Genomic DNA, 14,606 nt, shown 5'->3' on the forward strand with positions numbered 1-14,606 from the left:
AATCAGGGACGGCAAGTATAGAGCGCTCCAAGCCTGGGATGGGGCAGGCGGGGCGCATGCCGCGCTTGCGTGGCGGGGAATAAATAACAATAATTCTTATTTTTATTGACCCGCTACCGCGCCTTCCCCCATGTCCCATTCTGTGCAGCCGACGCAGCCTACCGCCGCCCAGATGTACGAGGCCCATCATCCATGGTTGCAGGAATGGCTGCGCCGCCGGCTGGGCTGCCGCCACGATGCGGCCGACCTGGCGCACGACACCTTCGTGCGGGTGCTGACCGGCAGTCGGGCCGAGGTCATCCGGGAACCGCGCGCCTTCCTGACCACGCTGGCACAGCGCACGCTGTACACCTTCTGGCGTCGCCGCGAACTCGAGCGGGCCTATCTCGACAGCCTTGAACTGCTGCCGCAGGCTCATGCGCCCAGCGAGGAACAACGCGCGCTGGCGGTCGAGGCCCTGATGCAGATAGACCGCGCCCTGCAACGCCTGCCGGCGCGCACGCGCCAGGTCTTTCTGCTGAACCAGCTGGAAGAACTCACGTATCCGCAGATCGCCGAGCGCCTTGGCGTGTCGGGCATCACCGTCAGGCGCTGCATGAAACAGGCCGTCACGCTCTGCGTCGCGGCGCGCCTGGCGGCATGAGCGGGCCCACGCTGCCGGCGGACCTGGAGGCCGCGGTCGACTGGATGGTGCTGTTGTCGTCGGGCGTGGCTGGCGACGCCGACCGTGCCGGCTTCGACGCCTGGCGCCGCGCCGACCCGCGCCACGCAGCCGCCTGGGAGACGGTCGCCGCGGCGTTGAAGAACACGTTCGCGCCGTTACCCGACGGGGTCCCGGCGCGCGCCGCAGGAGCCGCCCTGGCTACCGCGCCGGCGCGGCGTCGGGCCTTGCGCAACGCATTGGGGCTGGCATTGGCGGCCGGGGGCCTGGCTGTCCTGGTCGACCGGCAGACGCCATTGCGCACGTTGGCCGCCGATCTGCATAGCGGCACCGCCGAGCGCAGCACGCACACATTGCCGGACGGCAGCCTGCTGACCCTGAACGCCCGCTCCGCGGTGGACCTGGAATTTGGCGGCCGCGCCCGCGTGCTGCGGCTGCGGGCCGGCGCGGTGTACGTGCGGGTGGCGGCCGATGCTGCACGGCCGTTCATCGTCGCCAGTCCCGATGGCGAGGTGCAAGCCCTGGGCACGGTGTTCGGGGTGGCGCGCGATGAGCGGGGCAGCATCGCCAGCGTGATTGAACACAGTGTCGAAGTGCGCGCGGCCGGCCAGCGGCGGGTCCTGGCGGCGGGCGAGGGCGCGCGTTTCGGCGCGGATGGCGTCGGCGCGCCGGACGCCGCGCTGGCCGAGGCTGCAGCCTGGCGGGACGGCATGCTGGTGGTGCGCGACCGGTCGCTGGGCGAGGTAGTGTCGGCCTTGCGGCCGTACCGGCGCGGTTTCCTGCGTATCACGCCCGAAGCCGCCCGGCTGCGGGTGCTGGGGGCCTTTCCCCTGGACGACACCGATCAGGTGCTGGAGTCCTTGCGCCAGACCTTGCCGATCGAGGTGCGCGCCCTGACCGGCTGGCTGGTCAGCATCGACCTGCGCAGCCCGTCAGTCGAAAAAAAATGATCGCCTGCGCCGGGTCCGCTGGACATACCTCCTGAAGCACACACTTGCAGCAGGAGATTCCATGTTCCCCGTTCGTTCCGCGCCGCGCCTGGCGGCCGCGTTCCTCATTGCCCTGGCGGTGCCGGCCGGCCCCGCCCAGGCGCAATCCAGCACCCAGGCGGGCGCATCCGCCGCGCTGCGCTACGACCTGCCGGCTGCGCCGCTGGCCGACACCTTGACCCGCATCGCGCGCCAGAGTGGCCGTGCCGTGTCGGTCGAGCCGGCGTTGGTGGCGGGTCGCCAGGCCCCCGCCGTGGTCGGCGTCTACACCGCCGAACAGGCCTTGCGGCTGGCCCTGATGGGTAGCGGGCTGGAGCTGCGGATCACCGCCAACGGCACCTTCAGCGCGCAACCCCTGCCGCAGGGCGGCGCGGCCATGCTGGAGCCCGTGCGCGTGACCGCCGCGGCCGAATCGCCCACCGGCCACGTCGACGGTTACGTGGCCCTGCGCAGCATGGCCGGCGCCAAGACCGACACGCCGCTGATCGAGACGCCGCAATCGGTGTCGGTGGTCACCAGCGACCAGATCCGCGTCGTCAAGGCCGCCAGCGTCGCCGACGCGCTGGGCTACACGCCGGGTGTGGCGGCCCAGTCGCCGGCTTTCAGCCGCATGGTGGACGACCTGATGTTGCGCGGCTTCAACGTGGCCACCGGCAATTCGGGCCTGCTGCGCGACGGACTCAAGCTGCAGTCCAACGTCTACGATGGCGGCCAGGAACCCTATGGACTGGAACGTGTCGAGGTGTTGCGCGGCGCGGCCTCGGTGCTGTATGGCCAGCTCACGCCGGGCGGGGTGGTCAACACCGTCAGCAAACGCCCGACCACCGAGCCGCTGCGCGAACTGAACCTTGAGACCGGCAGCTACGCCCGCCGGCAGGTGTCGGGCGATTTCGCTGGCGCGCTGACGGAAGATGGCACCTGGTCCTATCGCCTGACCGGCCTGGCGCGCAACGCCGACAATTGGGTCGATCACGTGCCCGACGATCGCACCTACCTGGCGCCGGCCCTGAGCTGGCGGCCCAACGCGGCGACCTCGCTGACGCTGCTGGCCAGCTACCAGCGCATCCGCACGCGTTTCGCGGCTCCGATGCCGGCGGCCAACACCTTGAACGGCCAAATCCCGCGCGACCTGTTCATCGGAGAACCGGACTTCGATCGCTATGACACTGACACCTACACCGCCGGCTACGTGTTCGAGCACGCCTTCAACGAGCGCGTCAAGCTGCGCCAGAGCGCGCGCTACTTCACCGCTTACGGCGAGTGGGACTATCTGTCGTTCGGTGGCCTGCAACCCAATGGCACTACGCTGCGGCGCGGGGTTGTGAGCCGAACCGAGAACTCGTATGGCATCGCCGCCGACACCTCGCTGGAATTCAAGCTGGAGGGGGGCGGGTTGCAGCACACGGTGCTGGCAGGCCTGGACTATTACCGCAGCAACTACGACACCAGCCGCCACTCGGGCACGGTGGCGCCCTTGGGCGACATCTATCATCCCGTCTATGGCGCGGTGCCGGTGGTGAACACCGCGCGCAACAACGGCTTCGTGACGCGTTCGAACGGCATCGGCTTCTATCTGCAGGACCAGATCAAGATCCATGACCAGTGGGTGGTGGTGCTGGGCGGGCGCCAGGACTGGGCCGATACGGACCAGCGCAGCCATGGCAGCGGCGCCGCCACCCGGCAGCGGGACACGGCCACCACCGGGCGGGTCGGCCTGGTGTACCTCGCGCCGGCGGGCCTGGCGCCTTATGTGAGCGTGAGCCAGTCTTTCGCGCCCACCGTGGGCATGGACCGCGCCGATAATGCCTTCAAGCCGACCAAGGGCGTGCAGTACGAATTGGGTCTGCGCTACGAGCCGCCTGGCAGCGACATGCTATACAGCGCTGCCGTCTATGACCTGACGCAGACCAACGCCCTGACGGCCGATCCGGTGGATCCGACCTATTCGGTGCAGACCGGCAAGGCGCGCTCGCGCGGCCTGGAACTGGAGGCCAAGGCGCGGCTGGGGGCGCTGAACCTGACCGCGAGCTATGCCTACACCGATGCGCGCACCATCCGCAGCACCTTGCCCGAACTGGTCGGCCAGCGCACCACGCTGGTGCCGCTGCATAGCGCCGCGGTGTGGGCCGACTACAACCTGACGGCGGCGGGCGTGCCCGGGCTGACCCTGGGCGCCGGCGTGCGCTACGCCAGTTCGACCAACCTGCCGGGCTATCCCGCGGAGGTGCCGGGCCAGTTCCTGGTGGACGCGATGGCCGCGTACGACTTCGGCGCGGTCTCGCCCCAGTTCAGCGGCCTGTCCTTGACCGTGAACGCGCGCAACCTGTTCAACCGTGGTTACCTGTCGTGCGCCGGCGCCACCGGTTGCCGCTACGGCGATCCGCGCACGCTCTACGCGACTCTCAGCTACCGCTGGTAGCGAGGCCCGGCGCGGCCCCTGTCTCGGGGCTGCGCCCTGTGCTACTCTGGCTGCCGGTCGTGCATGTTCATCCCTTTGCACCGGCCGACGATGGCAATGTCCGAGGTCACCCCCTTGGGCAGTGTCTTGGTAAGAAGAATGCGCATGACACGATCAAGCGTGGAGACAATACATGAGCCAATATGGGCCGTTGAAGTTGCACGTCCCGGAGCCTACAGGGCGCCCGGGTTGCAAGACCGATTTTTCCTACCTGCACCTGTCGCCGCCCGGCGATGTGCCCAAACCCTCCATTGATGTTGCCGCGGTCGATACCGGCGGACTGGCATACAGCCTGGTCCGGGTGATCGCGGACGACGGCAGCGCCGTCGGACCGTGGGCGCCGCAACTCAGCCACGAGCAGCTGCGCGCGGGCATGCGCAACATGCTGAAGACGCGTCTGTTCGATGCGCGCATGCTGACCGCCCAGCGCAAGAAGAAGATCTCGTTCTACATGCAGAGCCTGGGCGAAGAGGCCATCGGCACGGCCCACGCCATGGCGCTGGAGCAGGGCGACATGTGCTTCCCGACCTACCGCCAGCAAAGCATCCTGCTGGCGCGCGACGCCTCGCTGGTCACCATGATGTGCCAGTTGATGTCCAACGAACGCGATCCGCTCAAGGGCCGCCAATTGCCGGTCATGTACTCCGACCGCGAACGGGGCTTCTTCAGCATCTCGGGCAACCTGGCCACGCAATTCATCCAGGCGGTGGGCTGGGGCATGGCCTCGGCCATCAAGGGGGACACCCGCATCGCCTCCGGCTGGATCGGCGACGGCGCCACCGCCGAGGCCGACTTCCACACCGCACTGACCTTCGCCCACGTCTACCGCGCGCCGGTCATCCTGAACGTGGTCAACAACCAGTGGGCCATCTCCACCTTCCAGGCGATCGCCGGCGGCGAGGGCGCGACCTTCGCGGGCCGCGGCGTGGGCTGCGGCATCGCCTCGTTGCGGGTGGACGGGAACGATTTCCTGGCGGTCTACTCCGCCTCGCGCTGGGCCGCCGAACGCGCCCGCAGCAATCTGGGACCGACCCTGATCGAATGGGTGACCTACCGCGCCGGGCCGCACTCCACGTCCGACGATCCCTCCAAGTACCGCCCCGGCGACGACTGGAGCCACTTCCCGCTGGGCGATCCGATCGCGCGCTTCAAGAAGCACCTGATCTCGCTGGGCATCTGGTCCGACGAAGAGCATGAAGCCGTCAAGGCCGAGCTCGACGCCGAGATCCTGGCGGCGCAGAAGGAAGCGGAAAGCTACGGCACCCTGGTGGACGGCCACGTTCCCAGCGCCGCCAGCATCTTTGAAGACGTGTACAAGGACATGCCGGAGCATCTGCGCCGGCAGCGTCAGCAGCTCGGAGTCTGATCATGGCTATCGATAACAACGCTGGTCCGGCCTCCGCGCCGATGACCATGATCCAGGCTTTGCGCTCGGCCATGGATGTGATGCTGGAGCGCGACAACAACGTGGTGGTGTTCGGGCAGGACGTCGGCTATTTCGGCGGCGTGTTCCGCTGCACGGAAGGCCTGCAGACCAAGTACGGCAGCTCGCGCGTGTTCGACACGCCCATCTCCGAAGGCGGCATCGTCGGCGTGGCGGTGGGCATGGGCGCCTACGGCCTGCGTCCCGTCTGCGAGATCCAGTTCGCCGATTATTTCTATCCCGCTTCGGACCAGATCGTGTCCGAGGCCGCGCGCCTGCGCTACCGCTCGGTCAACGAATTCGTCGCGCCCATGACCATCCGCATGCCTTGCGGCGGCGGCATCTACGGCGGCCAGACGCACAGCCAGAGCCCCGAGGCCATGTTCACGCAGGTCTGCGGCCTGCGCACGGTGATGCCGTCCAACCCGTACGACGCCAAGGGCCTGCTGATCGCGGCCATCGAGAACGACGACCCGGTCATCTTCCTGGAGCCCAAGCGGCTCTACAACGGCCCGTTCGACGGCCACCATGACCGGCCCGTCACGCCCTGGACCGGACGGCCGGGCAGCGTGGTGCCCACCGGCTACTACACCGTGCCGCTGGATACGGCAGCCATCGTGCGCCCCGGCAACGCGCTGACCGTGCTGACCTACGGCACCACCGTGCACGTGTCGCTGACGGCCGCCGAGGAAACCGGCATCGACGCCGAGATCATCGACCTGCGCAGCCTGTGGCCGCTGGACCTGGACGCCATCGTCAACTCGGTCAAGAAGACCGGCCGCTGCGTGGTGGTGCACGAAGCCACGCGCACCTGCGGCTTCGGCGCCGAGCTGATTTCGCTGGTGCAGGAACACTGCTTCCATCATCTGGAGGCGCCCGTGGAGCGCGTGACCGGCTGGGATACGCCGTATCCCCACGCGCAGGAATGGGCGTACTTCCCCGGCCCGCGCCGGGTCGGCGAAGCGTTCAAGCGCGCGATGGAGGGTTGAGAGATGGGTATTCATGTCATTAAGATGCCCGACATCGGCGAAGGCATCGCGGAAGTGGAACTGGTCGCCTGGCACGTGAAGATCGGCGACATGGTGGCCGAGGACCAGCCGCTGGCCGACGTCATGACGGACAAGGCCACGGTCGAGATTCCCGCGCCGGTGGTCGGCCGCGTGGTCGCGCTGGGCGGGGACGTGGGCCAGGTCATGGCGGTGGGCGGCGAACTGATCCGCCTGGAGGTCGAAGGCGAGGGCAACCTGAAGCCGGGCGCCGATGCGCCGCCGGCCAAGGCGGCTGCGGCTCCCGCTACGGCACAGCCTGCCGCCGCAGCGTCTGCGCCGCAGCCTGCGCCAGCGCCGAAGGCTGAGGCTGCCGCACCCGCGAAACCGGCCGCGCCGCCCGCTGCGCCGGCCAAGCCCGCGCGCCAGGCGTCCGCCGCCGTCGCCCGCCAGCCCGGCGACAAACCGCTGGCCTCGCCGGCGGTGCGCAAACGCGCCTGGGACCTGGGCATCGAACTGCGCTACGTGCACGGCAGCGGCCCGGCAGGCCGGATCCTGCACGAAGACCTGGACGCCTATCTGCAAGGCCAGGGCGGGGGCGCTCAAGCCCGCGGCGGCGTGGCCTACGCCGAGCGTAACGACGAGGAAAACGTGCCGGTCATCGGCCTGCGCCGCAAGATCGCGCAGAAGATGGCCGAGTCCAAGCGCCGCATTCCGCACTTCAGCTACGTCGAGGAAATCGACGTGACCGAGCTGGAAGAGCTGCGCGCCAGCCTCAACCAGAAGTGGGGCGCGACGCGCGGCAAGCTCACGCTATTGCCGCTGCTGGCGCGCGCCATGGTGGTGGCGCTGCGCGATTTCCCGCAGATCAACGCGCGCTACGACGATGAGGGCGGCGTGGTCACGCGCTACGGCGCGGTCCACATCGGCATCGCCACGCAAAGCGACGGCGGCCTGATGGTGCCGGTCATGCGCCACGCCGAGGCGCGCGATCTCTGGTCCATGGCGGCCGAGATCGTCCGTCTGGCTGAGGCGGTGCGCACGGGCAGCGCCAGCCGCGACGAACTGTCGGGGTCGACCATTACTATCACCAGCCTGGGGCCTTTGGGCGGCATCGTCACCACGCCGGTGATCAACCATCCCGAGGTCGGCATCGTGGGCGTGAACCGCATCGTCGAGCGGCCCGCCATCCGCAATGGCGCCGTGGTGGCGCGCAAGCTGATGAACCTGTCGTCGTCCTTCGACCACCGCGTGGTGGACGGCATGGACGCGGCGCGCTTCATCCAGGCGGTGCGCGCGCTGCTGGAGCAACCCGCGCTGCTTTTCGTGGAGTAAGCATGAGCCAGATCACTAAGACTACGACTTTGCTGGTGATCGGCGGCGGCCCTGGCGGCTACGTCGCCGCCATCCGCGCCGGCCAGCTGGGCGTGCCGACCATCCTGGTCGAAGGCGCCCAGCTGGGCGGCACCTGCCTGAACATCGGCTGCATCCCCTCCAAGGCGCTGATCCACGCGGCCGAGGAATTCGACAAGGCGCGCCACTACGCGGGCAAGTCGGCGCTGGGCATTTCCGTGTCGGCGCCCGCCATCGACCTGGCCCAGACCGTGGCCTGGAAGGACGGCATCGTCGGCAAGCTGACCGGCGGCGTTGCTGCGTTGTTGAAGAAGAACGGCGTGGAAGTGGTGCGCGGCTGGGCCCGGCTGCTGGACGGCAAGACCGTGGAAGTGGATGGCGGCGAGTCCGGCGCCATCCGCATCCAGTGCGAGCATCTGCTGCTGGCGGCGGGCTCCGAACCGACGCCGCTGCCGTCCATGCCGTTCGGCGGCATGGTGGTGTCGTCCACCGAAGCCTTGTCGCCTTCCAGCATCCCCAAGCAATTGGTGGTGGTGGGCGGCGGCTATATCGGCCTGGAACTCGGCACCGTGTACCGCAAGCTGGGCGCCGAGGTGGCCGTGGTGGAAGCGCAGGACCGCATCCTGCCGACCTACGATGCCGAGCTCACCAAGCCGGTGGCTGCCGCCTTGGCGAAAATGGGTGTGGACCTGCACCTGGGCCGCAAGGTGCTGGGCCTGAACGGCGCCGGCAATGCGGTGCGCGTGCAGGACGCGGCGGGCGTAGAAACCCTGCTGCCGGCCGACCGCGTGCTGATCGCGGTAGGACGGCGTCCGCGCACGCAGGACTGGGGGCTGGAAAGCCTGCAGCTCGACCGCAAGGGCAACGCGCTGCGCATCGACGACCAGTGCCGCACCTCCATGCGCGACGTCTGGGCCATCGGCGACATCGCCGGCGAACCCATGCTGGCGCACCGCGCCATGGCGCAGGGCGAGATGGTGGCCGAGCTGGTTTCGGGCAAGCGCCGCCACTTCCTGCCTGCCTCGATCCCGGCGGTCTGCTTCACCGACCCCGAAGTCGTGGTGGCGGGCCTGTCGCCTGCCGAGGCGGAAAGCGCTGGACTGGACTGCCTGACGGCTTCCTTCCCCTTTGCCGCCAACGGGCGTTCGATGACGCTGGAATCCACCGACGGCTTCGTGCGCGTGGTCGCGCGCCGCGACAACCACCTGATCGTGGGCTGGCAGGCGGTGGGGCGCGGCGTGTCTGAGCTGTCGACGGCGTTCGGCCAGTCGTTGGAAATGGGCGCCACGCTGGAAGACGTGGCGGGCACCATCCATGCGCATCCGACCCTGGGCGAAGCGGTGCAGGAAGCGGCGCTCAAGGCGCTGGGGCACGCGCTGCATATCTAGGAGGTGCAATGGAACGCCGCGCTTGCGCGGCGTTCCACCGCAAGCCCGGACAGTGCCTAGCGAGGGGTTACGGCTTGCGCCAATGCTGCGCTGAATCCTTCCACCGCAGGGTTGCCTTGGTCGCGCAACGCTGCCAACACCACCTGGGCCGTGGCTCCAGCCACATCGCGCAAAGGCAGGAAGCGCAATGAATCCGAACGCATTCGGGACAACGATTGGGGCACCAGTGCAGGGCCGACGCCGGCTTCCACCAGCGTCAGCAAGGTGGGAATGACGCTTTCCTGCGCGATTTCCGGCTTCAGCTGCGCACGCGCGTACAGCGCCTGGATCATATTGCGGAAGTACGGCGAGATGTCCTGGCGGTAGCCCACCAGGGGAAATTCCAGCAGTTCTTCCAGCGAAACATCACGCTGATGCGCCAGCGCATGATCATGGCGCAGCGCCACGCGCAGGGGCTCTTCGTAGATGACGCGGGTCACGATATCCGCATCCAGCGGATGCGGACGCATCAGCGCCACATCGACCGCGCGCGACCGCAGCGCGGGCTCCATGTCGACGGAGTTCATTTCGCGCAGATCGATGCGGACTTCGGGGTGCGCATCGCGGTAATGGCTGAGCGCCGACACCAGCGGCGAGCTTGCCGCGCTGGGCGTGATGCCTATCACCAGCGACCCGGTTTCGCCGCGGGCCGTGCGCCGCGCCTGCCGCAGCATCAGCTGGGTGTCCGCCGCGATCTTGCGCGCCCGCTCGTACATGATTTCGCCGGCGGGCGTCAATTTCACCGAGCGCGTGGTGCGCACGAACAGCGGCACGCCGACGATCGCTTCCAGTCGCTTGATCTGCTGCGTGAGGGGCGGTTGGGTCATGAACAGGCGTGCCGCCGCCCGCGCGAAGTGCAGTTCTTCCGCCAGCGTGCAGAACAGGACCAGCAAGCGACCGTCCACGAAGATTAATTCTGATTTCGACATAATTAGGGCGAAATTACATATTGGACATAGATTAGTCGAGTTCCTAAGATGCCGCATCGCTACACACCGCCGGCATTCCGGATCCGCACATGTCCCTCGCTTCCATTTCTCCGTCAGTCGCTGCCATCGCTCAAAGAGTGCGGGATGGCGAAGCGGCGGTGTTCGCGGCGGCGCGCCAGAGCCTGGCGGCCATCGCGCGGCAAGATCCGGCAATCCGTGCATGGAGCCATGTGCTGCCCGCCGTGGCGCTGGAGCAGATGGAACCGGCGCGGCACGCCGCCGGCGCGCTTGCCGGCGTGCCCATCGGCATCAAGGACGTGATCGACGTGGCCGACATGCCTACCGGTTTTGGGGCGCCCGCCTTGATTGCCGGCAATGCGGCGTTCGACGCCTGCAGCGTGGGCATGTTGCGCGCGGCGGGCGCGATTCCGGTGGGCAAGACCGTGACGGCCGAGTTCGCGTTCAGGACGCCGGGCCCCACCCGCAATCCGCATGCGCTGGCGCACACGCCTGGCGGCTCCTCGAGCGGGTCCGCGGCCGCGGTGGCGGCCGGCATGGTGCCAGCCGCGCTGGGCACGCAGACCGGAGGTTCGATGATCCGCCCGGCGGCGTATTGCGGAGTGGTGGGATTCAAACCGAGCGCCGGGCGCGTGTTCCGGGACGGCATGAAGCTCACCTGCGAATCGCTGGACACCATAGGCTGGTACGCGAATAGCGTGGCGGACGCCCAGCTCATCGCGGACGTGCTCGTGGGCGGCGCGCACGCGCCCGTACCGTCCGGCCGCCAACTGACCGTCGCGGTGCAATTGAACAATCCGAAAGCCGGATTGTGTGCCGAGAGCCATGCCGAGATCGATCGCGCCCATGCGGTTCTGGCCGCGCATGGCGTGCAGTGCGTGCCAGTGCAAGCCGAGCGCGAGACGGCGCTTTTGCTGCAGGCGCACGATGTGATCATGCACTACGAGTTCGCGCGCAGTCTGGGGCCGGTGGTGGAGCGCCAGTGCCATGCATTGAGCGCCGTCTTGCGCCAGGCGGTGGCGCGTGGCCTGGCCATCGGGGCAGGGGAGTACCACGAGATGCTCGGGATTCAGGCCGCGCTGCGCCACGGCTGGGGCGCGCTCTATGGCGGCGCCGACCTGGTGCTTACGCCCAGCACGCCGGGTCCGGCGCCCCTTGGGCTGGAGCACACCGGCGACGCTTCATACAACAAGATCTGGTCGGTGCTGGGGTGGCCTTGCCTGCACCTGCCGACCGGATTCAGCCGCGCGGGACTGCCCATGGGCATGCAATTGGTCGGCGATCTGGGCAAGGACCTGGCCTTGCTCGCCGTCGGCCGGGATTTACATCATCTGCTGAAACAGCAAGGGGAATGAAATGGGATTCAAGAAACTGAGGCAGGGCGTGCTGGCCCTGTGCGCCGCCGCGGCGGTGACGGGATTGGGGCAGGCGCGTGCCGCTTTTCCCGACCGTCCGATCAATGTCGTCGTGCCCACTGCGGCCGGCGGCACGGTGGATATCGTTGCGCGCATCATGGCGGAAAAACTCGGCGCCGAACTGGGACAGCCGGTGGTCGTCATCAACAAGCCCGGCGCTGGCGGCGTCGTGGGCACGCAGGCGTTCCTGCGCGAGCCGCAGGATGGCTACACCGTGCTGTTCACGGCGAACAGCAATCAGCTGATCGTGCCTTGGGTCTACAAAGACGCGAAGTTCGATCCCATCAAGGACTTCGCGCCGATCGCCGCAGTGGGTGAAGTGCCCAACGTGCTGTGCGTGAACCCGGCCTTTCCCGCGAAGGACATGAAGGAATTCATTGCCTTGATCAAGGCCAATCCGGAGAAGTACCAGTACGCCTCGGCCGGGGCGGGAACCTTGAACCATTTGCTGGGCGTCATGCTGGACCAGATGGGCGGGCTGCGCATGCAGCACATCCCCTATCGGGGCGTGTCGCCAGCTATGGCGGATGTGATGGGCAATCAGGTGCCGATGCTGTTCGCCAGCCTGCCCTCGGCCGTGGAAGGCATCAAGGCCGGCAAGCTGCGCGCGCTGGGCGTCAGCAGCGAAAAGCGCAACGCCTTGCTGCCCGACGTCCCTGCCATCAACGAAGCCATACCGGGATTCCGCGGCGACCTGTGGGTGGCGTTCTATGGCGCAAAGGAAGCGCCCAGCGCGGCGATCGACACCTTGCATCTGGCCATCCGCAAAGTCCTGGCCGACCAGGCGCTGCAACAGAAGTTCGACCAGCTGGGGGTCACCATGATGCACGACGGCCCGGCCGAGCTGGCGGCGCGGCAGCAGGCCGAGTACATGCAGTGGAAGCAGGTCGTGCAGGCCTCGGGAGCGAGTCCGGATTAAGGCCTAACGGCTGCCGTCGATATACGGCCGGGCCTGCAGGATCAGGATGTTGTCGCCCTGCACGGCCCATTCGATATCCTGGTCCGCGCCGCCCAGGCGCTGCTTGACCTGGCTGCCTACCGCGGCCAGGCGCGCCACCAGGGCATCGTTCAACACCTGGCGCGCGCCCTCGATCGGCACTTCGCGCACGCCGCCCGCTGCGTCGGCTACCAACTGGGTGTCCTCGGCTGAGCGGGTCAGTACCTGCACTGCCTTGGACCAGCTGGAGTACATCAGCTGTTCGGCCTGCCGCTTGCCTTCCACCACCTTGATGCCCAGGCCGCGCTTGGCCGAGATGTAGGTGACGTAGCGGCGCGAGGCGTCGAAGGGATCGCGGGTGATCATGACGCCCGAGCTGTCAGACGCGGCGGCCTGTTGCACCAGCACCGCCATCACCACGCCGTCCTGGCCGATGCCGGCCGCGCGCCGGGCTTCGTAGGCTTCGTAGTTGTAGACCGAGGCCCACACGGTCTGCACGGCTTGCGCCAGCGCGTCGGCCTGTGTCACGTTGGGTACGGTGGTGTAGAGGCCGGCGCCGCTGAATCCCGGCAGGTCTTCGGAGTTGGACGAGCTGCGCACGAATACGCCCCGGCCCTGCAACTGCTTTTGCCAGCGTTCGCGCCAGGCCGCAGCCAAGGCCGGATCGGGCTGGGCCTGGATGATGTCCTGGCGCAGCGCGGCCAGTTCGGCGCGGCGCACGTTGGCATCGCTGGCGAAGTCCGCCCGCTGTTCCAGCGCGGCGATGCGTTGCGGCACGCGCAGCTGCGCCATGAATGCCGCGTACTGCGCGAAGGGGATGCAGAAGCCGTCCGGCACGGTGGCCGCGGGTGGCAGCGCCGACTTCAGCGCGCCCAGGTTGGCCGCCTTCACGCCGCAATGGCGGCTGTCGCGTGTGACCATGCCGGAGAGCGGCTTGATTGCCTTCACCGTCAGGTCGGGCTTGGGCAGCGGCCGCGCGGCCTTGGGCGGCGGCGCGGTTTCAGGCTTGGCGATGCGCTGCACCTGATAGGCATTATTGGTGACGGTCAGCTCGACCCACTGGCCGTCGTGCTCGCGCAGCGTCGCCACGGCATCGCGCACATAGGCATTGGGGATGCGCCAGCCCTTGGCCAGCAGATTGACGTGGGACAGCAGGGTGGAGGGCCGTTGCGTGACCAGGCCGGCCACGGGCGGCAGCGCGACCGGGACCTCGTCCAGCACCAGGATGTCGGTCGGCGCCAGATCCGGCGTGTCGCCCACCGAGGCCACGATGCGTAGCCGGCCCTGGGCCTGACCCGTGTTCAGCGGCAGGAAGGTCTGTTCGCGCAGCAGCGATTCCTGCGTCACGGCCTTCAGGCCGGCGTTTTGCGCGAGCTGTTCATGCAGCGTGGAATTGGCCTTGAAGCGCACCGGTTGGTAGAAGCTGGCCTGCAGTTTCTCCTCGGTCAGCTGCAGCAGTTCCGGAGTGAGCCGGTCGCCTTCCCAGAATTCATAGGTGTAGCCGGGCAGGTCGCGCTGCCAGCTCAGGGTGCCGAACAGCAGACGCCGCTGCGGGTCCTTGTACTGGGCGATCAGCGTGGCTTTGTCGTCGGCGGGCAAGAGGCGACGTTCACGTGCGAAGTTCTCGTGCAGCGAGTAGCGCGGTGTGTTGAGGTAGTAGATCTTGCCGCCCTGTTTCCGGTCGATCACGAACAGCACGTGGGGGATCTCCAACGGCGTGCCGGGGTTGTAGACCCGGGCCAACTGCAGGAATTCGGCCTGGGTCTGGATTTTCCCCAGAAAGGCCGGCCCCGCCTTTTTGGCGTCTTCCGCTGGCTGCGCCGCACGCTCGTCGGGAGTCAACGGCCGAGAGTTCTCGTAGGGCGAAGGCTTGCGGGCAGTCTGCGCCTGGACGGACGGACCGAAGCCGGCGGCTGCCCCAGCCAATGCGGCCAGGACGATCAGGCGGGTCAGGTGGCGGGAGGAAAGGCGGCGGCGGGCGGGTGATGGACCTGTCTCTTATACACATCT

General features: G+C 68.0%; 11 protein-coding genes. 9 read left to right on the plus strand and 2 right to left on the minus strand.

The window, feature by feature from the left end; genetic code table 11:
• Window positions 1–130 precede the first annotated feature (130 nt).
• From DXK93_RS01345 to lpdA, 7 genes are all read left to right on the plus strand, one after another.
• Entirely contained in the window at window positions 131–643 is a 513-nt protein-coding gene (locus tag DXK93_RS01345; RefSeq protein WP_119449128.1) for a sigma-70 family RNA polymerase sigma factor, read from the plus strand.
• Complete coding sequence (locus DXK93_RS01350) at window positions 640–1,611, plus strand: FecR domain-containing protein (protein WP_175182245.1); 972 nt, start codon at window positions 640–642, stop codon at window positions 1,609–1,611. The genes DXK93_RS01345 and DXK93_RS01350 overlap by 4 nt, the downstream gene beginning before the upstream one ends.
• A gap of 61 nt (window positions 1,612–1,672) precedes the next feature.
• Entirely contained in the window at window positions 1,673–4,069 is a 2,397-nt protein-coding gene (locus DXK93_RS01355) for a TonB-dependent siderophore receptor (protein ID WP_119449130.1), read from the plus strand.
• Window positions 4,070–4,241: 172 nt separating this feature from the next.
• Window positions 4,242–5,474 carry a 3-methyl-2-oxobutanoate dehydrogenase (2-methylpropanoyl-transferring) subunit alpha gene (locus tag DXK93_RS01360; RefSeq protein ID WP_119449131.1) on the plus strand — a complete coding sequence of 411 codons (1,233 nt, stop codon included), beginning with the start codon at window positions 4,242–4,244 and terminating at the stop codon, window positions 5,472–5,474.
• A gap of 2 nt (window positions 5,475–5,476) precedes the next feature.
• On the plus strand, window positions 5,477–6,520 hold the full coding sequence (locus tag DXK93_RS01365) for an alpha-ketoacid dehydrogenase subunit beta (RefSeq protein ID WP_054456573.1): 1,044 nt from the start codon (window positions 5,477–5,479) through the stop codon (window positions 6,518–6,520).
• 3 nt (window positions 6,521–6,523) lie between these two features.
• Window positions 6,524–7,852, plus strand: coding sequence for a dihydrolipoamide acetyltransferase family protein (locus DXK93_RS01370; RefSeq protein WP_119449132.1), 1,329 nt, complete (start codon window positions 6,524–6,526; stop codon window positions 7,850–7,852).
• 2 nt (window positions 7,853–7,854) lie between these two features.
• Complete coding sequence (gene lpdA / locus DXK93_RS01375; RefSeq protein WP_119449133.1) at window positions 7,855–9,258, plus strand: dihydrolipoyl dehydrogenase; 1,404 nt, start codon at window positions 7,855–7,857, stop codon at window positions 9,256–9,258.
• A gap of 56 nt (window positions 9,259–9,314) precedes the next feature.
• Here lpdA and DXK93_RS01380 read toward each other — a convergent pair whose 3' ends face one another.
• Complete coding sequence (locus DXK93_RS01380; RefSeq protein ID WP_233564481.1) at window positions 9,315–10,202, minus strand: LysR substrate-binding domain-containing protein; 888 nt, start codon at window positions 10,200–10,202, stop codon at window positions 9,315–9,317.
• A 113-nt stretch (window positions 10,203–10,315) separates the two neighbouring features.
• Between DXK93_RS01380 and DXK93_RS01385 the strand changes: the two genes are divergently transcribed.
• Window positions 10,316–11,599: an amidase gene (locus DXK93_RS01385; RefSeq protein ID WP_119449134.1), complete on the plus strand. Its 1,284-nt coding sequence runs from the start codon at window positions 10,316–10,318 to the stop codon at window positions 11,597–11,599.
• Window position 11,600: 1 nt separating this feature from the next.
• Entirely contained in the window at window positions 11,601–12,578 is a 978-nt protein-coding gene (locus DXK93_RS01390) for a tripartite tricarboxylate transporter substrate binding protein (RefSeq protein ID WP_119449135.1), read from the plus strand.
• 3 nt (window positions 12,579–12,581) lie between these two features.
• Here DXK93_RS01390 and DXK93_RS01395 read toward each other — a convergent pair whose 3' ends face one another.
• Entirely contained in the window at window positions 12,582–14,522 is a 1,941-nt protein-coding gene (locus DXK93_RS01395) for a PEP/pyruvate-binding domain-containing protein (RefSeq protein WP_233564482.1), read from the minus strand.
• Window positions 14,523–14,606 lie beyond the last annotated feature (84 nt).

This window comes from Achromobacter sp. K91 (assembly GCF_003576205.1).
Taxonomy (GTDB): domain Bacteria; phylum Pseudomonadota; class Gammaproteobacteria; order Burkholderiales; family Burkholderiaceae_B; genus Achromobacter; species Achromobacter aegrifaciens.

Excerpts from the sequence above, each read along its gene's own strand:
- DXK93_RS01345 (WP_119449128.1), top strand. The coding sequence starts at position 131 with ATGTCCCATTCTGTGCAGCCGACGCAGCCTACCGCCGCCCAGATGTAC.
- DXK93_RS01350 (WP_175182245.1), top strand. The coding sequence starts at position 640 with ATGAGCGGGCCCACGCTGCCGGCGGACCTGGAGGCCGCGGTCGACTGG.
- DXK93_RS01355 (WP_119449130.1), top strand. The coding sequence starts at position 1,673 with ATGTTCCCCGTTCGTTCCGCGCCGCGCCTGGCGGCCGCGTTCCTCATT.
- DXK93_RS01360 (WP_119449131.1), top strand. The coding sequence starts at position 4,242 with ATGAGCCAATATGGGCCGTTGAAGTTGCACGTCCCGGAGCCTACAGGG.
- DXK93_RS01365 (WP_054456573.1), top strand. The coding sequence starts at position 5,477 with ATGGCTATCGATAACAACGCTGGTCCGGCCTCCGCGCCGATGACCATG.
- DXK93_RS01370 (WP_119449132.1), top strand. The coding sequence starts at position 6,524 with ATGGGTATTCATGTCATTAAGATGCCCGACATCGGCGAAGGCATCGCG.
- lpdA (WP_119449133.1), top strand. The coding sequence starts at position 7,855 with ATGAGCCAGATCACTAAGACTACGACTTTGCTGGTGATCGGCGGCGGC.
- DXK93_RS01385 (WP_119449134.1), top strand. The coding sequence starts at position 10,316 with ATGTCCCTCGCTTCCATTTCTCCGTCAGTCGCTGCCATCGCTCAAAGA.
- DXK93_RS01390 (WP_119449135.1), top strand. The coding sequence starts at position 11,601 with ATGGGATTCAAGAAACTGAGGCAGGGCGTGCTGGCCCTGTGCGCCGCC.